This is a genomic window from Microbulbifer regidiadema (SeqCode) (assembly GCF_052467605.1).
This window is the reverse complement of record NZ_CP174316.1, coordinates 1,246,200-1,265,651: the sequence shown is the minus strand read 5'-3', so window position 1 is coordinate 1,265,651 and position 19,452 is coordinate 1,246,200. Positions and strand designations below refer to the sequence as shown.

Annotated in this window: 14 protein-coding genes; 11 read left to right on the top strand and 3 right to left on the bottom strand. The window is 45.0% G+C overall.

The window, feature by feature from the left end; translation table 11 throughout:
- Window positions 1-96: 96 nt before the first annotated feature.
- From ACJJIF_RS06100 to ACJJIF_RS06085, 4 genes are all read left to right on the top strand, one after another.
- Window positions 97-1,038, top strand: a complete 942-nt coding sequence (locus ACJJIF_RS06100) for a peptidyl-alpha-hydroxyglycine alpha-amidating lyase family protein (protein ID WP_444931348.1) — start codon at window positions 97-99, stop codon at window positions 1,036-1,038.
- A 32-nt stretch (window positions 1,039-1,070) separates the two neighbouring features.
- Window positions 1,071-1,427 (top strand): 5-carboxymethyl-2-hydroxymuconate Delta-isomerase, encoded by a 357-nt coding sequence (locus tag ACJJIF_RS06095; protein WP_444931347.1) that lies wholly within the window; start codon window positions 1,071-1,073, stop codon window positions 1,425-1,427.
- 378 nt (window positions 1,428-1,805) lie between these two features.
- On the top strand, window positions 1,806-3,074 hold the full coding sequence (locus tag ACJJIF_RS06090; protein ID WP_444931346.1) for a metallophosphoesterase: 1,269 nt from the start codon (window positions 1,806-1,808) through the stop codon (window positions 3,072-3,074).
- A gap of 133 nt (window positions 3,075-3,207) precedes the next feature.
- A complete protein-coding gene (locus tag ACJJIF_RS06085) occupies window positions 3,208-3,915 on the top strand; it encodes an ion transporter (RefSeq protein WP_444931345.1) in 708 nt (235 codons plus the stop codon).
- A 63-nt stretch (window positions 3,916-3,978) separates the two neighbouring features.
- Here the strand turns inward: ACJJIF_RS06085 and ACJJIF_RS06080 are convergent, their stop codons facing one another.
- Window positions 3,979-5,052 carry a 3-deoxy-7-phosphoheptulonate synthase gene (locus tag ACJJIF_RS06080; protein WP_444931344.1) on the bottom strand — a complete coding sequence of 358 codons (1,074 nt, stop codon included), beginning with the start codon at window positions 5,050-5,052 and terminating at the stop codon, window positions 3,979-3,981.
- Between the two features lie 1,034 nt (window positions 5,053-6,086).
- Between ACJJIF_RS06080 and ACJJIF_RS06075 the strand changes: the two genes are divergently transcribed.
- The 4 genes from ACJJIF_RS06075 to ACJJIF_RS06060 all read left to right on the top strand — a co-directional run bounded on the left by ACJJIF_RS06075 (window position 6,087) and on the right by ACJJIF_RS06060 (window position 13,002).
- On the top strand, window positions 6,087-9,626 hold the full coding sequence (locus ACJJIF_RS06075; RefSeq protein WP_444931343.1) for a sialate O-acetylesterase: 3,540 nt from the start codon (window positions 6,087-6,089) through the stop codon (window positions 9,624-9,626).
- A gap of 582 nt (window positions 9,627-10,208) precedes the next feature.
- On the top strand, window positions 10,209-11,000 hold the full coding sequence (locus ACJJIF_RS06070) for a V-type ATP synthase subunit E family protein (protein WP_444931342.1): 792 nt from the start codon (window positions 10,209-10,211) through the stop codon (window positions 10,998-11,000).
- A gap of 95 nt (window positions 11,001-11,095) precedes the next feature.
- Entirely contained in the window at window positions 11,096-12,262 is a 1,167-nt protein-coding gene (locus ACJJIF_RS06065; RefSeq protein ID WP_444931341.1) for an acyltransferase family protein, read from the top strand.
- 128 nt (window positions 12,263-12,390) lie between these two features.
- Window positions 12,391-13,002, top strand: a complete 612-nt coding sequence (locus ACJJIF_RS06060) for an aspartate/glutamate racemase family protein (RefSeq protein WP_444931340.1) — start codon at window positions 12,391-12,393, stop codon at window positions 13,000-13,002.
- Between the two features lie 273 nt (window positions 13,003-13,275).
- On the opposite strand, the gene ACJJIF_RS06055 is transcribed toward ACJJIF_RS06060, so the two are convergent.
- Together ACJJIF_RS06055 and ACJJIF_RS06050 are read right to left on the bottom strand one after the other, a co-directional pair.
- Window positions 13,276-14,172: a fatty acid desaturase family protein gene (locus tag ACJJIF_RS06055; RefSeq protein WP_444931339.1), complete on the bottom strand. Its 897-nt coding sequence runs from the start codon at window positions 14,170-14,172 to the stop codon at window positions 13,276-13,278.
- Between the two features lie 18 nt (window positions 14,173-14,190).
- Window positions 14,191-14,997, bottom strand: a complete 807-nt coding sequence (locus ACJJIF_RS06050; protein ID WP_444931338.1) for a hypothetical protein — start codon at window positions 14,995-14,997, stop codon at window positions 14,191-14,193.
- Between the two features lie 1,723 nt (window positions 14,998-16,720).
- Here ACJJIF_RS06050 and ACJJIF_RS06045 point away from each other — a divergent pair.
- From ACJJIF_RS06045 to ACJJIF_RS06035, 3 genes are all read left to right on the top strand, one after another.
- Window positions 16,721-17,038: a hypothetical protein gene (locus ACJJIF_RS06045; RefSeq protein ID WP_444931337.1), complete on the top strand. Its 318-nt coding sequence runs from the start codon at window positions 16,721-16,723 to the stop codon at window positions 17,036-17,038.
- 988 nt (window positions 17,039-18,026) lie between these two features.
- Window positions 18,027-18,716, top strand: coding sequence for a hypothetical protein (locus ACJJIF_RS06040; RefSeq protein WP_444931336.1), 690 nt, complete (start codon window positions 18,027-18,029; stop codon window positions 18,714-18,716).
- 135 nt (window positions 18,717-18,851) lie between these two features.
- Complete coding sequence (locus ACJJIF_RS06035) at window positions 18,852-19,397, top strand: PIN domain-containing protein (protein ID WP_444931335.1); 546 nt, start codon at window positions 18,852-18,854, stop codon at window positions 19,395-19,397.
- The last annotated feature ends 55 nt before the right edge of the window (window positions 19,398-19,452 follow it).

The following is a 19,452-nucleotide window of genomic DNA, read 5'->3' as shown; positions in this document are numbered from 1 at the left end:
TGTTGGGAAATAGTGAATATCAATATCCTACCATTAACGCACCTTTGGGAAAAAGTGACAATACCCCAGTAGACTGACGAGTAAAAGGAACTCCCAATGAGAGTGGTTATACAGCTGTGTTTGATTTTGCTTCCCTGTGCTTTTGCCTTGGCGGAGCCCTCCCCTAGCAACCCGCTATTTCATATCAAAAGTGGTGACTTTGAGCTGCCAGACGGGTGGTACTTTGGTGAGGTTGCTGGAGTGGCTCGCAGAGATAATGGTCACTTTGTCGTGTTTCACCGAGGATCGCATCCACTGCTGGAGTTTGACGGACAGCGGCGTTTTGTCCGGGAGATAGGGGCCGGGCTATTTGAAAACCCACACGGTCTCCGCGTGGACCAGCAGGGCAATATTTGGACGACTGATACCGCTACACACTTGGTGCTGAAATTTGCCCCCAGTGGAGAAGTGGCGCTGGTCTTGGGGAAGCGCGGTACGGCCAGTGAGGGCTGGTTTGATCGTGACTATAACTTGGTGCTGTTCAACCAGCCTCAAGATGTAGCTGTAGATGGAGATGGGTTTATTTATGTCGTGGATAAGGGCAATAGCCGCATTGTAAAACTGGATGAGAGGGGCCTTTTGGTAACTACCTGGGGTGGTCAGGGCTCTGCCCCTGGTGAGTTTAATTTTCCCCACTCCATTGTGATTGATGCCTCGGGGCAAGTGTATATCGCTGATCGTGAAAATCAGCGGGTGCAGATTTTTAATTCTAATGGCAACTACGTAAATCAGTGGGCGGATATAGGTTATCCCTATGTCCTCTTTCTCAGAGGTGATGCTCTGTGGATGACGGATGCACGGGCCGAGGAGCTGCGGCAGTACGATCTCTCTGGCAATCTCAAGATACGCTACCAGGGGCAGCCCGGGCGGGGTGCGGAGCACTTTGGTTTCGTGCATGGAATTTACGTGGATAAGGATGGGCTTTGGATATCCCATATCCTGAACTGGACGATCGATCGCCTACTGCCGGCAGATTCGGTACCGGCTCCCGCTATGTAGCTTTTTCTTGATAAATGTATTTAGGAGTATTTATGCCTCATTGTGTTATCCAGTGTCCTTCAAGCATGTTGGCGTCGATAGATGTTCCTGGTTTGCTGGCCTCAGTACATATGGCCGCAGATCAGTCTGCTCTTTTTGAGTCGGGGGATATCAAAGTTCGTATGCTACCGGTTGAGCACTACTTGGTAGGGGGCAATCCAGGGCCTTTCATACATCTTGAATGCAGCCTGCTGTCTGGTAGAAGTGTGGAGCAGCGGCAAAACTTGGCTCAGTTGCTGGCTAAGGCTCTATGTACAGTATTGCCTGAAGTGGAGATGATCTCTGTGGAAGTCCGAGAGATCGTACGAGCCGCTTATTGTAACCGCGCCGCATTGGAGCTTGCGCTGTAGCCTCTTAATGAGCTGGAGCGGGTAGCCACAATCGAATTTTAGATGAGCATTGCGCGCCCCAATTGGGGCGCTTCGCTTGATAGCGGGTCAATTTTGCTCAGGTTTTCTTTTCAAGTCTTAAGCGTATCGCGAAAATTTATAGGACTTTTTGGCGATATAGATTTCATATTCCTACCAAGGGCAGTTGGCCTAATTCCGCATATTTCGGGCAGCTTTTGCTGTTTTTTGCTTTTCAAATGTATTTGGCTTCTATTTAATAGGCGGACAGTTCCATTGGGAAGGGGTACGATGGTGCAGGCTCTTTCTTCTTGAGGTTGGGAGCTGGTTTTGGAAAAGCGCTATCTGAAAAATATTTAGTTTGTATAAAGGGAGTTATTTGTGGTTGCAGTGGTTGTTAAGCGAGGGCTGGTTTTACTCTTTGTATTGTCGATTCTTGGGGTTGTCGGCATAGCTGGCCTGCTTAATAGTAGTACGATTATTAAAACTTCGGGGCAGGTAGTTCAAGGTATTAAGATACCTACTGGAGAGACAGCTATTAGATGGCGTGCAGATTTGAGCCGGGTTGCGGAAGACCCGAAAATTGAAAAGATGCAAGGGCCAGTCATAATCCGAACTACAAATGACTATGTTTCTCGGTGGTTTTGTGAAGATCGGGTTGAGGAGCAGCGCTCTACTTCTACAGAATTTACTTTGAGGTGCGGGGCCGATAAGAGAAATTTTTCTTTGAGGCAGCGTGAGGTTGAATTCCAGCCGTATGATGGGGTAAGTCCAATAGCAGTGGTCAGTGATTTGGAGGGGGATTTGGACTTCTTCCAAGAATGGGCTCGCAGCCTTGGTGTTATCGATGCCCAGGGGAATTGGTCATATGGCACTGGGCAGTTAGTAATTGTTGGTGATGTACTAGATCGGGGGCGGTATGTTTATGACTTGCTCTGGTTTATTTATCATCTGGAGAAGCAGGCGGCGGATAGCGGTGGCGCGGTACATTATTTGTTGGGGAATCATGAGCAATATGCATTTTCCTATGAAATAAAATCGGTAGAGGCAGAGCACTTATGGGCTATAGAACAGCTGAGAGCTTATAATCAAGCTTTGGCCGAAGATACCGTTTTAGGGGCTTGGTTAAGAAGTAAGAAGGTGATGCTTAGACTTGGATCTGTGCTCTTTACTCACGGTGGTATCAGCGCTCAGGTGTTAGAGCAGGATCTAAGTATTAATGATTTTAATAACTCCCATCGAGCCTATTTGTCTGGTGATAATAATATAGACGATAGTTTGTTAGTCGGGGGCTTCTCACCAACACAGTATCGTGGCTATGCGTATGGAATGGATGGCTACCCAGAGGCTAATCAGAAGTTGGTTGATGATACTCTGGATTACTATGATGTGAATTACATTGTGGTCGGTCACAGCACTCAAGAAGAGTTGGCTTCTAAGTTCCAGGGCAGGGTGTACTTGGTTGATAGTACTCTGTATGTACCTAAAGCACTGGTCTTTGAATCGGGAGAGCCGGTGGTGCATGATATTGGTGTGATGCGCAAGGATTTTGAGGATGCTCATACTGTGGAAGAGCCATTTGACATTCTCAACTCTAAACACTGGATGGCGTTTCTTGGTGTTTTTCTTGTTCCTTTTCTTACTCTATAGCTGTGGAGATTTAAGCCTCTCAGTAGAGTAGTTAATTTTAGCTGAAGTAAAACTGTATGCTGATGTTTTAGTGTCGAGGTATTTGGGCTCGATTTGTATAAATCCGATGTGAAAGGGTAGGTGGGGTGTTCTGGTGGAGTTGAGAGTTATAACCTGGATTAAAGGTTTTGAGATTAAAAAAGCCTGGGCTGTCTTTATTCAGTGCTTGATAGTTGCGTCTTTGATTTCTTTTTCTATCGGTACTCTCCCTGATTTAACTCAGGGGCAGAAGGACGCACTACACCTGTTTGAAGTGTTTACAGTGTTAGTTTTTACTTTGGAGTATGTGCTTCGCGTTTATTTTTCTGAAAATAGGTTGGGCTTTATTTTTAGTTTTTATGGGTTAGTGGACCTTATGGCATTTTTGCCTTTTTATATAGCTTCTGGGCTGGATTTGAGGGCGCTTAGGGTTGTTCGTCTATTTCAGGTTTTCAGAGTACTAAAGCTATTGCGCTATAGTAAAGCCATTGCCCGGTTTGGCTGTGCATTTCGAATGGTTAAGGAAGAGTTGGTGTTGTTTGGTGTAACCGCACTTATCTTGCTTTATTTATCTGCGGTAGGTATCTACTATTTTGAAAATGCAGTTCAACCAGAGCAATTCAAATCTATTTTTCATAGTTTATGGTGGGCGGTTACAACTTTGACTACTGTGGGCTATGGGGATATGTACCCGGTCACTGTTGGTGGGAGAATATTTACTTTCTTTGTGCTTTTGACGGGGTTGGGGGTGGTTGCAATTCCGACAGGCCTTGTAGCTTCGGCTTTATCTAAGGCTCGGCTCGAAGAGATGGATGATGAGTAGGGAATTGTCGCTAGCTTTGATGGGTAAGAGGCCCTTCGCGGGCCTCTTACAGGGGCGGGCTATTTAAGAAGTGCGTGCCTTTAGAGGTTCGCGCAACTGCTCGGCCATCCGCAGTAGTAGAGACTCTGTAGTTTCCCAGTCGATACACTTGTCGGTAACGGAAACCCCATACTCCATATCGCTCAGGTTTGGCAGGATTTTCTGATTACCGGCCTTCAGATTACTTTCCACCATAACACCGATAATCGACTGGTTGCCGTCGAGAATCTGGTGGGTCACATTGTCGACCACCAGGGGCTGTAGCTCGTGGTTCTTGTTGGAGTTGGCATGGCTACAATCGACCATAATGTTTGGCATGATATTAGACTTGCGTAGCTCCTGCTCACACATAGCGACACTTACGGAGTCGTAATTCGGCTTGTTATTGCCACCGCGCAGTACAACGTGGCCGTAGGGGTTGCCGGCGGTGTGGATTATCGCAACTTGCCCGCGCTTGTTGATACCGAGGAAGCGGTGGGGATTGGCGACAGACTGCAAGGCATTAATAGCCACTTCCAAGCCACCGTCAGTACCGTTCTTGAAGCCTACAGCAGAGGAGAGGCCGCTGGCCATTTCCCGGTGAGTTTGTGACTCGGTAGTTCTCGCACCAATGGCGGACCAGGAAATAAGGTCTTGCAGGTATTGGGGAGAGATCGGGTCCAGTGCCTCTGTCGCAGTGGGTAGCCCCAGTTCGGCGACATCCATTAGCAGCTTGCGGCCGATATGTAGGCCCTCTTCAATTTTGAAGGAGTCGTTCAAGTGGGGGTCATTGATAAGCCCCTTCCAGCCAACAGTGGTGCGGGGCTTCTCAAAATAGACGCGCATTACTATCAGAAGTGTGTCGGAAACCTTGTCTGCCAACGCCTTCAGACGCTTGGCATAATCCATTGCGGCGTCCACATCGTGAACGGAACAGGGCCCGATAACCACCATTAGGCGGTGGTCTTTGCGGTCGAGGATATCGCGTACGGCGGCGCGCCCTTTGGCGACAGTCGCTTCGGCGGCGTCGCTAATGGGGAGTTCTGCTTTCAGCGTCTCCGGGCTGATGAGGACTTCCTGGGAGACAACATTTAAGTCGTCGAACTGCTGTGTGGTCATGGTGCCTTCTGGTTACTCTATTCCTTAGTGCCGCACTGCACTTGCAGGCGGATGACTTATCCTACTGCGCCGCAAAGAATAGGGCGAGGGTTTCATTTGCAACCAAATGTTTGGCCCTATTTTGGGATGTGTATCTCCCTTTACTCTAGCGTGCCTCTGAAAGCCCCGCAGAGCGGACCTTGTCTTATAAAGGATTGTGGCCATTCATGGCGAGCTGCGCCTAACATCTGTAGCCTTCAAGACCCGCAGAGGCATTACGGAGTTACTTAGAGGCTCCTTAAGTCTTTACGCTTGATTTGGCGGTGGTCTAGTGCATCCATAGGGTTTGCAATTATTGTCCCCGATAATATAAAGGCTCGCTTCGCCTTTTAATCGAATGAAAATCCAACACTATGTGCCATAAGGGGGCTAGCCGCCCGGTGGTAGGTTTTGCTTGAGTTTGCCGAATAACTCTATTGAAAAAAGATGAAAAGCTCCCGCGATAATTTTTGCTATTACGAGAAGATTGGAATGTTAACTCCTCCAGAAAAACTTCCGGAAGGGGGCGCTGTGCTCTGAATTTCGCAGACAATTAAAGGAAAAGAAGGCCTCGCTCATTAAGCGTATTGAAAGAGATGGCTATGCTGTTTCCGAAATTGAAGTAAAGATGTGGCTGTTTCTAATTGAAGTAGCTCTATCAGCATGGCAGGCCTGTCAATCTTGATCCTTTGGTGAAAATTTGCACTATTATTGGTTCGGTCGTACCAAGTGGTAGATTGCATAATAATTTTATATGGCGTATTTGCTGGGCTAGAGGTTGGTCATGGGGCGAAACATGAAAACTTTGGCGGTGGGCTAACGTCTCTTGCTGTGACTTTGTCGCCATCAATGCGTATCGCCAAAAAAAAGTTGACCACAAAAGTATAAAAAATCGATATAGGTAAAAGTAAAGAACTGTGAAGTAGGCTGGCTAAATTAAAGAACTATTTCACGGCATGGGGCGCCATGCACGGATAAGCTTTATTCGTTAAGTTCAGAATCTTTAGATGGTCAGCATGTTTACAAGCTCAAATGAAAAACTTCAATCCAAAAAGGTGTTGAAAGCCCCGTTTTTACTATTATTAAGCGCACTGCTTTTTGGTTGTGGCGGGGGCGGTGGTAGTGATGAGGCAACATCGGAAGAGGATTCTGCCGGTGAGAACTCAGGGGGGGAAGTCGTAGACACACCTTCTGAAAATAGTCGTAGTAATAGCCTACCTATTGCCAATGACCAATTAGTGCAGATGGCTGCACATGGTCGTTTGGCTAAATCTATATTTCTCGCCGCCTATGATGCAGATCTAGACTCGCTGCAATATACCATTCAATCCCAACCTACTCATGGCAGCTTAACCGGCAGCGGTCAGCGCTGGGAGTATCTCCCTGAAACAGGTTTTACCGGTACTGACAGCTTTTCTTATATGGCGTCTGACAGTAGCGGTGCCAGCAATCTTGCGACGGTAACGATTGAGGTTGCGGCAAATGATTGTGCCAGTGATTTTCTGGAAGGACCCTCTGACAGCTTACTTATGCACGTTCCCTCCCACCTGGAATTCCGCGATGTAGCCGGTGGTAATAGTGTGGTTGTTGAGGGTACCGCCCTGACAGAAAGCGCCTCCTCAGACCCGGAGGTGGAAGGCCGCACTATGTTCGTGAGCCGCAATGACTTTCATAGTGCGGATATGACCATCGCCCTTCCCGAGCAAGACGATCTCGCTTACTTTAGTCTGTCATTTCAGTTTATTCCGGATAGCGCCAACGGTGATGAAGTGATGGTGCGATCAATCGCCGATCCAACTACTAACAATAATGCCGGCAGTTTTTATGTGGGCACCAGTGGCAGTGGTGTTGTCGGGCAGCTGGGTAGTCAAGACAGTCAGCAGTTTTCTAATACTGAGAGCACTTTAAAGACCCGCAGTTGTAATCATATAGCACTCACAGTTGATAATGGCACATTGACTGTCTACGTGAATGGGGAGGCATCCTCTTCAGTAGCGATCGATAGTGAAAGCTATGCCCACTTGGGCGATATGCTGCAATTTGGGCCCTTTGCCGGGAAGATCTGGGATGTGCGCCTCTACGAGCGTGTGCTGACTTATGATGAGGTTATGGACTTAGGGGGCAGCAAATGTAATGAAGCTATGGTTGCCACCAGCCCCTATGATGGTTACAACAATTACCTGTGTTCAACCTATCAATGTCAGTGGTGGCCTGATGACACCGATAAGACTATGGAAAACTTTGAGCACTATATTGTGGCTCAAGAGCGCGTCTGGGAGCGGAATATCTTTGAGGCCGGTATGTACGGTCAGGGTGAGCTCTGCACCTACTTTAGCGATGACGGCTCCACACGGGACCTGGAACTAAACGATGCGATCAGCGGCACCTTCGTTAAGGATTACACCTTAGAAGATAACCCCCTAACTCAATCAAATGCCCAGCACTGGCTGCATGAGAACTTCCACTCCTACCAGGGGAGGCTAAACAGAGTTACAGGGGAAGCCAGTGGAAAGTACACCCTGGAATCCTCTGCCAGCTGGGGAGCGGATCACAATATCCCCGGAGTTAAGGACAGCCTCTTGGGCTACTATACGCTCCACCCGCATATTAGCCTGTGGGCTATTCAAGACTCCCCGGTAGATCACCAATACGGTTATGATTTCAAGGGCGGTCATCAATACGGGGCGTATATTTTTTGGTCATGGCTTACCAACTACGCAGTTAGTAAGGATCTAATGGGGGGCGTGTTCCGTAATTCCAGGGATGGGCTTAATGACCTGGAAGCTGCCGATGCCTATCTAACGGCTCAGGGGCACGATATGAAAGCCCTGTTTGCAGATTTTGCTGCACGTATTACAACTTGGGATATGGTTGAGAGCGAGGCCTACCAGATATCGGAAGCAGTTTCACTGAGCCGAATGCTGGATGAGCACCCCGATGCCAGCACTCATGACAATAAATTTACCCATACCTTCGATAGCGAAGGAACCGGTAACAGCTGGACCGATATGGATAGCGGCTATGTACCCGGCTCCTGGGCGTTTAATGCCTTTAAGGTGGAAGGTATCACTGAAGATAACAACTACACCATTGCCGTTAGGGTGGATGCTGAAAATAACCCCGCACATGCAGACTTCCGTGGCCGTGCAGTGGTCTACAACCCTTCCACCGGCTCTCGCAGCTACTACCCGTTTGATATTGACAGCTCAGGTGAGGTTTCCAGCACCGTAGTTCCTGTACCGGCAGATCACGAGCTCTATGCGCTGGTGGTTACTACTCCGGATACTTTTAGGGATTTCGAGTTTTACGATTATGACTTCGCCATTTATCCATCGGGCGGTGATATCGACTCTGACCCAGTGGGGGATAGCTCTAATAGTGATACCGTCAAAGTTGTAGTGATGGCTGGTCAATCCAATATGGAAGGCAATAACACCCGCTTGGATCGCTTGCAGGAGCTGGTTTGCCATGCCAATGAAGACTATACCTATGGTGATTCAGACTGTGGCTCAACAGACATCAGTGATGAGCAAATCAACGAACAGTTTATCGATAATACTGACTCGCTAGATGACTACAGTGAGAGACTGAGCAGTGATAGCGAAGATCCGGTGGTACAAAAGCTTGGGCAATTCCTCTGTCGCGCGGGCAGCCTGGACTCCCTCTCTGGGGAGACTTGCGACAGCCGTGATTTTGATTTAACCGATCGACTCTTTGCCACCATCAGCAGTTATTATTTCTCTTCAAGTGATGGCTCTTATGGCTATAACTACGATGCCTGGATGCAAATGAGTTCCGCTATGGAGGTGGCCGAGGCTTATGCTGATGGGCACCTTAGCGCAGATCTTGAATCTGTACGGGATGATGTCACTGTACTCCAGTATCAGGGTTCACTAAACGATACCGGTTCTCTATCGTTTTCAGAGCGCTACGGGCAGCTGTTCCCAAATTATGGTGTATCCACTAACCGCTATGGTCCGGAACTCACTTTTGGCCACTATCTTGGCGAAGAGACCGAGGGTGATTTACTGCTCCTAAAAGTGGTGCAGGGCGGCACTGACTTACGGGTCGATTGGAAAGTGCCCGGCTGCCACGACTCTAGCGCTAATGAGTGGACGGAGGACGAAGAAAACCAGGACTCTCTTTACACCGCCATGCTGGAAAAAATTGAAGCCTTGCGCGATCCAGAGGTTTTGGCCAGTTATTTCCCACAGTATGAAAACAAGACAATAGAGATTGATAGCTTTATCTGGTTCCAAGGTTGGAATGATGGCGGACAATCAGTAAATGAAAGTAATTATCAAGCGAATCTGACTTGCTTAGTAGATGGCATGCGCGAAGCGCTGAATGATTACGACCTGCCTATTATCATCACCAAGAGCCATTACGGCGATTCAAGTGGTGCTATTCAGTCAGCCCAGCAAAATGTTGCAGACGCTACCTATAATGTTGAAGCGCACGATACGGATGATCTCTCCGGTTACTACCACTATGATCCGGCGGCACATTTGGTGATTGGTAAACGCATGAAAGAGGTGCGAGATAGCTTACCCTAAGCAACCACATCCCATTTAAACAAGTGTCAAGTCCTTTCTAAAAGCTTAGGGGGCCTCTAAAAGCGCCGCAGAGATATTGCGGGGCTATATAGAGCCCCCTTTTATTTGCCCCTCATATTATTAGCTCGTAATTTACTGTGTGCTCAACACAGATATGGTTAGATTTATAATCTGCTGAGCGCGCGTACAGTCAAACATTGATGTAAATCGCCCCCGCCTTTAAATCGAATCCTGTGATGTAACACCTAATAATAACAGCCGCAGAACCGCCTATAGAGGCTTGCAGGTTTGTGAATCCTACAAATAATTCAGAGGTTTCTGTTCTGCTGACCTGATCCCGCCAGATTACACTCAGGCTCCTGAGGTGTTATTAGTGTTTTAGGGTATCAGTGATCCGCTTATTTAGGCTTCCCATTGTTATGGCTGTAAAGCAGTGAAAATTTTTCATCAGGAAGCACTGAGAGATCTACCTCTTGCTGGTTAGTTTGGAGCTGAACAGTTTGTGCTGTACGCTACGCTAATATGAATAGGTTCTATTTCAATAGAGCCTAAAATAGCCATCAAATAGCATTGGAGTACCAAGTGGAAAGGGTGTTTCTCAGGACTTTTGGAGTTCTAGGCGTGATTTTATTTGCCCCTCTATTCCTTCTTACATTCGCTGATCCCCATGTGATCGAGAAGTCGGGTAAGTCATTTATTGAATGGAAGCTTCAGTCTGAGGCAAATATGCAGATTGATGCCGTACAGCTCCCAGAGCCAACAAAGCTAGAAGTGCTACTTGGCGCTAAAGCGCGAGAACTCCGCGCTAAAACTGAGAAGAGCCTTGAAAAGGTAAAGCAGCAACTCAAAGCCGATGCGCCAGCTATTTTGGCCGAACAAATTGCAAAACTTCAAAATCTAGACTGTGAGTGCCGAAAAAAGTGGCAGCAGTCAATCAGAGTATCTATGGAGGCAAAGCTTGCCTCCCTCGAAGCGGCTAAGAGTAAACTTGTTGAGTTTAGCCATGTTAAATATATGGAAATTATCCATAAACTAACTTTGGATGTGCGTATTTTCTTGGGGGTAAATGCAGCTGTTTTTATTTTCTTGCTAATCGCCTCATTTATGCAGCCGAGAGCGGTCAAGCAGCTATTCTTACCCGGTGGGTTAATGTTGGCGTCAACAGCGGTTTGCTCATACTTTTATCTCTTTGAACAAAACTGGTTCTATACGATTATTTACTCTGACTATACTGGCTTTGCCTATGTGGGCTATTGGGGGCTGGTCTTTGCTATCCTGTGCGATATTGTTTTCAATAGGGCGAGGGTAACAACAGAAGTGCTCAATGCTTGCCTTACGGCAATTGGCCAAGCGGGAAATTTGGCTCCGTGCTAAAGAGGTTGCTAAAGTAGAGGTTTTCTACATATTGTCCTGGATTTTCTACGAATATTATAACTCACTATAAGCTAATGGAAGGTTGGAGGGGCATGGTGGCACAAAGGTATTCTGAATTAGACTGGTTAAGGGTCTTTTTGATTCTGGCTGTATTTTTGCATCATGTATTTATGCCATTCAATGGTGATGGATGGCACGTAATGAATGGAGAGTCAAGTAAGTTGCTCGATGATGTAATGGTATACTTTGAGCAGTTGAGGTTGCAAACTCTCTTTTTTATTGCTGGAGCAGGAAGTCTACTTTTATTAAGAAAAGTTAATGCCAGAGAGTTTTTGGTTGGTAAATTTCATCGGCTTTTTGTTCCCTTGGTTTTTGCCACCATGCTCATAGTGCCACCACAAAACTATTTTGAGGAAATAAATAGTTACACGAGCATATTTGACGCTTATCAACATCTGTTTCTATCATTTGAGACGAATCACCTTTGGTTTATTGAATTTCTTCTTGTGTTTATGTTGTTGGCTATTCCAGTCAGATTGGGGTTTGATAGTAGGCTGGGGGCTATTCTTATCCATAAGATGGAACGCTTGGTATCCTTTAAGCATGGGCTGTTTTCAATTGTAATCATTTTTTTGTTGTTGAGGTGTGGTCTCAAGCTTCTAATGCCTTCCCAGGACAAGGGTATTGATAACTTATCAGTTTCATTGTTTTTCTTTCTGTTCTTTTTTGTTGGTATGTGTTTCATTCGTAGTCCCAAGATATGGAGGTCTGTAACCAGCAATCGTTTGGTAAATTTAAAGTGGTTCATTTTTAGTTCTATACTGTTTTATGCTTACTATTTCAAGCCTGATATTAGTGAGTACGTGGCACTAGAGGTGCGTTGGCAACTCTGGTGGCTGGTTTGTACACTCGTTTCTTGGTCTGGATTGTTGGCGTTGGTGGGGTACGCAAGTGCGTTTTGTAAGCAAACGCCCAGATGGCTCCATACTGCTAATGAATTAATTTATCCGTTCTATATAGTACATCAAACCGTTATTGTGGCGTTGGCCTTTTATATCGTGCAGTGGAACGCAGGTATTGCAATAAAGTCAATAAGCTTGTTGCTGTGCTCATTCATTGTATGTAGCTTGCTGTGTTTTTGGGTTGTAAGGCCTATAGGGATTTTTCGTTATTTGTTTGGTTTAAAATCAAAGCCGACCGCTTACAATCAGTTAAGCCAAAATGATATCTCTGGTAGGGGTTCGGTCGTGAATGTAAGGTGAACTCTGTGAGCAAAGGACGTCGCGAAATGAATGTTTCACCCATGCATATAGGTATAGTTGGTTGTTCTGCTTAGGGGGCTGCTCTTTGTTATAAAACAATATGCAGTGAAAGTGCTAAAGTTTTAGGGGTGCATTCGCACCCAGAAATTTCCATGCATACCCACTCTCTGGCAAGCTATGTAAATCGTCTAGATTCCAATGACTTGGCTGGGGTTGCTGAGTTAATGCTTTCTTCTGCGCATAAGCTTAAGGCGCAGGGCGCTGATTTCCTAATCTGCCCAGATAATACTATCCACCAAGCATTTGAGTATATTGATGAACAATCGCCATTACCTTCGCTGCATATAGTTGAGGTTGTAGTAGAAAGGGCAAAATCTAGAGGTTTTCAGAAGCTTGGGATTTTAGGTGCTAAATGGCTGGTAGAAAGTGAAGTTTATCAAAGGAAAATAGAAAGCTTGGGTCTTGGCTGGAGGCGCCCGACAGAGAAAGAGACAAGTGAAATGAGCCGTATAATCATGCGGGAATTGATTTGTGGTGTTTTAATGTCAGAATCAGCCGCTTACTTTCAGGGGGTAATTAATAATTTAAAAGATAGCGGTTGCGATGCTGTAATACTTGGTTGTACTGAAATACCACTAATTATTAGCGATCTAAATTTACCTCTGCCTACCCTGAATTCTAATTATTTGCTGGCAGCGGCGGCGATTCGGAAGGCGACAGAGCATGTAGTTTGCCAATAGAGTGAGGGTGGGCGCTGTGCCAGGCGCCTCTGAGTGATTTTGTGGTGTGTAGGGTGGGGGAACACCCTAAAAACCCCGCAGAGATATTGCAGGGGGTGTTCTTGGTCCCTGATTAATTTGCAGGAATTTTTTTGGCGGCTGTAATATTTAAGAATAGAGCTTTATGTGAAGAATATTGCTCAAGCTAAAAGGGCAGAATGTTTCACGGTCTGCCCTGAATCTATTTTCTATCTCAGAAGGCACCGCCGCTAGTAAGTTAATAGTAGCTGCCGGTTATCTTAGTGCCTGTTTCAAAACACCTAAGTAGCTATTGGTTGACTCGATATCATCATAGTAGCCACGAGACTTCAGTAATTGATGTAATGCCCTTAAGTTATAGGTGGGAACCGCCATAAAAGCATGGTGTTCACAGTGGTAGCTTAGGCCATCGGTGGGGCTGACAAACAGTAAGCCTAGTATGCCTCTTGGGAGTGAGCGAGTATTATATTTGGGCTCCAGATCGTAGAGGTCCTTGACCCCAGCATGTTCTGCGATTTGACGCATCCGTATAATAGCCATATATACAGTGAGGTAAGCCGCTACCCATAAAGCATATAAGTGTGGGAAGCCTGAGATCCACAATACGGCAAACATAATAAAGTTGACAAACACTCCTCGAGCTAACTGATTGTTAACTCTTTGCTCTCGGCTTAATAAGTCCCGACCGCTTAAAAGCAGGTATAAGTTTGCTTTCAAGCCTGTAATCCCCAAGAAATCCCTAGCAAATTTTCTGATTAAACTTTTCTTGGTTACAGGATAATCTTTATAGTTTTTTAGGTCTGGATCTTGATCTGTCCCCGCCTTTCGATGATGTTTTAAATGGCACTTAATATAGGTTTCACCATCCATTAGCAGAAAAGGTGAAGATAGCCACTTGCATACAAACTTATTGTAGGATCGGGTTTTAAAGAGTGTTTTATGCCCGGTTTCATGCATGATTGCCGCCAAGGCCTGCTGGCGACCCGCCAGTAAAAATACTGCGGCAAGATAAGTTGACCAGTGTGGTAGCAATGCTGCTCCAATAAAAATACCTGCTATGCCAAGCCAGGCGCTGACCACTATCCACCAGGCTTTGGCATCACTACGCTGTAGGAATGGCTTGAGTTCTTCTTTGCTAATGGGGATGTCCATTGGGGTCACCTTGTTTAATTATTCGTTAACGCCTAACCTTTTTAATTGGTCTAACCAGATATTGCGTCCGGTCCGATCGTATTCATGTAGGATATTTTTTAGTTGCTGATATTTTTTTTGTGGTCTAATTACTTTTGGTAGTAGTGGGTCAACGGCTAAGCGGTGAATAGCTTCACCCCCTAAGCGACAGGTTTCAGATAGTGTTACATTGATCGGCTTCGACGCTAGATTTTTTAGACTGTCTTCAAGTGACTCTATAAGAGCATCATATTCTCTGTCGAGTCGATCAACATCCCATAACTGATGGGTCCACTGACTGGCGAGAGAGTCTGGCGCTTCCTGTAATATAAAGCAGTGGGCACCGTCTTCAAGTCCAAGATTTATTAAGGTTGCGGTTATTTCTGTATAGTTGAGTCGTAAGTTATTAGGCCGCACCCATAGATTGTCCAGGCCAGCGGCAAAACCATGCCACTCAAGTGCTATTAATGATCTTTTGCGGCTGGCGCGAGCTGTTCCTCTTGGGAGATGGCAGGCGAGCCAGCTATGGTTCCAATTATCATAATGAAAAGTATCTTTTTGCCAGCGATTAATAAAGGCACGCTTTGTTAAAGCCTTCTCAGTTAATCGATATACGCCTCTGCCATCATGGGTGACTAAATCAGTGCCGGTCAATCTGTTTAAGGTTACCCGTAGATTATTCATGGAAATATCGAACGCATCAGATATAAAGCTGAGTTGGCTGGTTGAAAGCTCGTGCTGTTGATTGACGCCCATTAGATCCAGGAGGACATTTTTGGGTGTGGGTTCATAGGTAAATTGATACATGATGAATGTTGTGACAACGCCCTGAGCTGTATTTTTTTGGATATTACAGAATTAAACACAGTGTGCAACATTCTGTAAGCTTTAAGGAGGAGGAGGGCGACAAAATAGAAAAAATGGCGCTTATTGTTGCTCTGAGTTTCAATTTCAATTGTTCGTTATTGCTGGGGAGGGGTTTTTAAAGCAATCGATGGGTTTGTAATAAGTGGGGGGGCTAACTGTTATTTTTATAAGTGAATAGCTCACTTGTGCGAGGCGGGTGGCGCAGATGGCAACATTTAGCTCGCAACTTTTTTCTTTCGGTATTGTAAGTGCAGTGTTTGTCCCAATTTTTTGTTTTCGCCACTTCAGCATTTCTCGATGAAAATGTTTATTTTTGTTGGCGTTTGGTCTCTAGCGGTATCCTGGAAACGAGGTCCTTGCTTACAAAGCTGGAATCAAAATAGAGAGACCAAGAGGGCTATCTTTCGTCGAGATCCTGTTCTTTGCGCACCTTATCTTCACCTTTTATCTGAACAGCTCTCTTGACAATGGGTGGTAAAGAGGTTGTGGGTATGGGGGTTTGTTTCTGCTTGGCTGCTACTCATATTTAACATGAGGCCGGGACGATCGTCTCAACTTCTGGTTTTGTTGTTTAAGTTAATAAGTTCGTTATCACTGATATTTAAGCTGTGAGTGAAGATATCTTGGTGTCAGGGTGGAATTTCAGGAGGCTAGATTGTGAACATTTGAGGGGGCAATCGGTTGATTGATATTGGTTCGGTTGCCTGAATTTCTGATGTTTTTTTCATCTGCCTCTTTAGTTGTTAGCCTTGGCGGTTTACACTTTCGCATTGATGAGTGCACAGGGCTATGTCCGAACTAGTTGGGGGTATACACCTCACGGTATCAGAGGGTGAAAGGAGTAGGGCTAAAATTAAAATCTGGCATTTTGCTAAGCCAGAATTTGATTTTTCAGACAATCGGATTAAAAACAGCAGGAAATAGGATGACTAGCAACTTAGAGGGCTATTACAGCAAAGACATCTTCTAGCTATTTACAGCTAGAGGATTAAATGATGTCCGTGAAAAACAAATGGAAAGATCGCGATCTAAATGGTCGGATTCGGCGCAAGTATACAGGACCTTATTCTACATGTTGCTTTAACCATACTCCAAGGTGGTGGGTTCAGCTCTATATGACTAAACCCCGGAGGCGATTGAGTAAGCAGTTATGCAAGGCTATATTTAGGGGTGAAGACCCTGAAAATTTAGTTTTTCCATTAGGAAATAATAGACCTCATGAGTATTACTGGTGAGGTATATCCAGCAAGAGATAAGGCTCAAAATGAGCCTTATCTCTTGACAATTTACCCCCCCTCTTGTCAGTCACTTCTTATACCGTGTAGTTCTCTTAGCGGTGAGCAAGGAAGGGGCGTCTGTTTGTGCTTGGCTCTTGCTCCCAGGTTCTGACTGATACACCTGTTCCGCTTACAGGTTTTCAACTGACTTGGGACGCAGGTAACAATATGCTTATTTTTACCGGTGAGCTTGACAAGCTTTGTTACTCTAAGAGGCGGGTGCTCTATATATATTCCGATTTTTAATTGGCGATTAAATTATTTCCCTCAAGCCTTGAAAATTCTTCTGTTAGCCACAATAGATTAGTAAATTTATCTGAGAAACAAGAATTTTAACGCTTGGTGAGCTTTGTGGTTTAAATCAATGGGCCTGGGGAGGTGGCTTGATGTACAAAGAACAATTTAAATCTGCAATCCGAAATATGACTAAGGTACGCCTAACTTTCTACTCTAAAGAAGATGGCAAGAATTTGGTTCGGCTCTGTGCACCGATGGATTACGGACCAAGCCGATCAGCACACAATAAAGATGAAAGGTACCATCTATGGGATTATGAAAGTGATAAGGAGAATCACGTTCTTTCACTGTTGCCTGGCCAGGTGAAGGATATGGAGTTTTTGGATGAAGCATTTAATCCTAATGAATTTGTCACTTGGACAGCGAATTGGTTTGTCGACAGAGATTGGGGGCCAGATTACAGCTAAAGCTTAACAAGCATAGGTAGGGCCGCAGCTGTGCTGCGGCTAATAATCTTTCCGCACCTATAAACTTTGTATTTACCCAAAAAACAAGAATCCTGGTTCAGTATAAATGGTACTACCAGATAGAGGCTCGGGTAGAATCCTTCACTATCAGGTCGTGTTATCCTTGAAGCATTTGCTCTTAACAGCCGCTATGGACCAGCTTTATTCTCTTTTAGTTCGGGTTTAGATCTCTTTGTTGGTGCAATTTTTGTTTGTTTTCAATTCATCAAATGGTGGTTTTAACAGGGGGATAAAGGAATCGTTATACTCCCTGCTGCTTCTTCCTGTCGGTATGGCTCTAGCTCATACATGTACGAGCTCTCTTCGTAGTTATCATTTTCAGTGGTCTCGGACTGACTTAAAAATTCATTAAACTTAATAGCAGTTTGTAGAGCCTGTATACAAATAACAAGACTTTTTTCATTGAAATTCCTTAAAAGGATGCCGGTATTTTCACCAGTTTGGTACTTTAGGATCAACCTGTTTGTTTGAGGTGAATACTCAAGCTGGGGATGGCTATCGATTTCAGTGGAGTAGGCCGCTGAACTACCAATAGCGGAAAGCCAAGCAGCCACAGATTGACATGTCGGATCTAAAATGAACCCCATAAGGCGTGGACCGCTGAGGTTAAGTATATCTGGGGCCTTATGGGTGCACCTTGTAGTAGTTATTGACCTCTCTGTACGCAAGTCTATCAAGTTATTGCTGGCGTTATCTCTGGTACAATTTTGGCTAAAGGGCGCTTACGATGGCCTACGAATCATGGGGTGCGAGAGGAACCTTATTTCACTAAAGCTAGGGGATCACAGTTATATCACTAGTTACTACAGCTATACCGGTGGCCTACAGTGGTTGACTACCATAGTAAAATAACGTATTTACAATACATGGTGATCTTGGTGTTGTGTATACCATACACTTGCCTTTAAACTGGGTATTATAATAACCGATGCAACAACTTATAATCATCAGTGCACTATTGTTGTGCGCTTTCACCTATCAAAATCCAATACTCACCAGTGAGGAAAATACAACCTTGCTGCAAGCCTGCCAAACCATTGCCGCTCGTTACCCGGTCAACATTGATAGCCAAAAAGAAGTTAGCTTGACAACTTTTAGAGGCTATTTTCCTCACGGTGGGCAGATAGATCAATGGCAGGAGGGGCAGGCGCAGATCTCAGGGGAAATGGAGCAGCATTTAGAAACTGTGCAAGAGATTCGCAGGCTACTGTTTTCCGAAAGTTTTCCCCAGGGATCATTAATCATAGATATTAGGTTACTGTCAGGACCATCAAATTATCAATATGCGCACCTGAGTTTTGGGGAGCGTATAGGTCCTGATATTATTGGCCCGAGATTTAAATTTACTTATCACTGGCCAAATGTGAGTGAACCTTTAAGTCTGACTAGCCAAACTCTGGATGGGGTGGTGCGTACCAGAACCTTTCCCGGTGACTGGTCTATATCCTGTTTTTATGATCAACTAGAAGTTGTGTCTATCAAACAAAATCTACAGCAGGCTAACTTTAAGCTGGATCAAAATAGTATTCTTACCTATGAGATAGCGGGGCTATCGGCTTGGGGGGAGGTGCGTCAGAGTTTTTCTTGCCCTGAAGAACTTGCAGAAATTTCTCTGTGAGTTTTATCTGAGGCGGGTGTTGGTTCCCAGTGCTTTATTTGAGCCTTCTATTTGATTGGTGGTTTTGGCGTTTTATACTTTTGTGTGTTAATTCTCAAGGATTGCTGTCAGTGTTAACGCAGGAGGAACTCCGTAATGAAATGGGCATTTGTCGACTATGAAAATATTGGCGGCATGGAGAAAATAGATCTATCCAAATATGAGAAAACTATTGTGTTTCTCGGTGCGAAGCAGCCGAGGTTAGATTTTGGTGTTTCAAAGTATGATAGTCCCATTGATCTTGTTGTAATTCAAATCAAAGCTACCCAGTCAAATAATCTTGATTTTCATCTGGCTTACTACCTCGGTAAGTTTGATCGTGAAGCAGGAAAAAAGGTTATTTTTGAAGTTATTACGAATGATAATGGATTTGCACCATTGATTTCACATCTGAAGGCAAATGGCAGAACTTGTACGCAGGTTAAAAGTGTAGTAGCTGAAGAGCCCATTCAAAAATTGTTAACTTCACTTATGAAGTCACCCAAGGAGAAGAGACCAAAAACAGTTACTTCATTAAAAAATCATATTGCAGCGCATTTGAAATTGCAGGGCAATGAGGTAGCTGTTCAAGGCCAAGTAAATAAATTGGTTCAAGAGAGAAAATTGATCCTCAATGGGGAATCTGTGGAGTATCAGTGTTAACAAGAGATTGTATGTGGCAGCCTATATTTAGCTGGCTCTGTATTGGCTACCATTT

Bases quoted from the DNA above. Each gene is read 5' to 3' on its own strand.
- ACJJIF_RS06100 (WP_444931348.1), top strand. From the start codon at position 97: ATGAGAGTGGTTATACAGCTGTGTTTGATTTTGCTTCCCTGTGCTTTT.
- ACJJIF_RS06095 (WP_444931347.1), top strand. From the start codon at position 1,071: ATGCCTCATTGTGTTATCCAGTGTCCTTCAAGCATGTTGGCGTCGATA.
- ACJJIF_RS06080 (WP_444931344.1), bottom strand. From the start codon at position 5,052: ATGACCACACAGCAGTTCGACGACTTAAATGTTGTCTCCCAGGAAGTC.
- ACJJIF_RS06075 (WP_444931343.1), top strand. From the start codon at position 6,087: ATGTTTACAAGCTCAAATGAAAAACTTCAATCCAAAAAGGTGTTGAAA.
- ACJJIF_RS06055 (WP_444931339.1), bottom strand. From the start codon at position 14,172: ATGGACATCCCCATTAGCAAAGAAGAACTCAAGCCATTCCTACAGCGT.
- ACJJIF_RS06050 (WP_444931338.1), bottom strand. From the start codon at position 14,997: ATGTATCAATTTACCTATGAACCCACACCCAAAAATGTCCTCCTGGAT.
- ACJJIF_RS06045 (WP_444931337.1), top strand. From the start codon at position 16,721: ATGTACAAAGAACAATTTAAATCTGCAATCCGAAATATGACTAAGGTA.
- ACJJIF_RS06040 (WP_444931336.1), top strand. From the start codon at position 18,027: ATGCAACAACTTATAATCATCAGTGCACTATTGTTGTGCGCTTTCACC.
- ACJJIF_RS06035 (WP_444931335.1), top strand. From the start codon at position 18,852: ATGAAATGGGCATTTGTCGACTATGAAAATATTGGCGGCATGGAGAAA.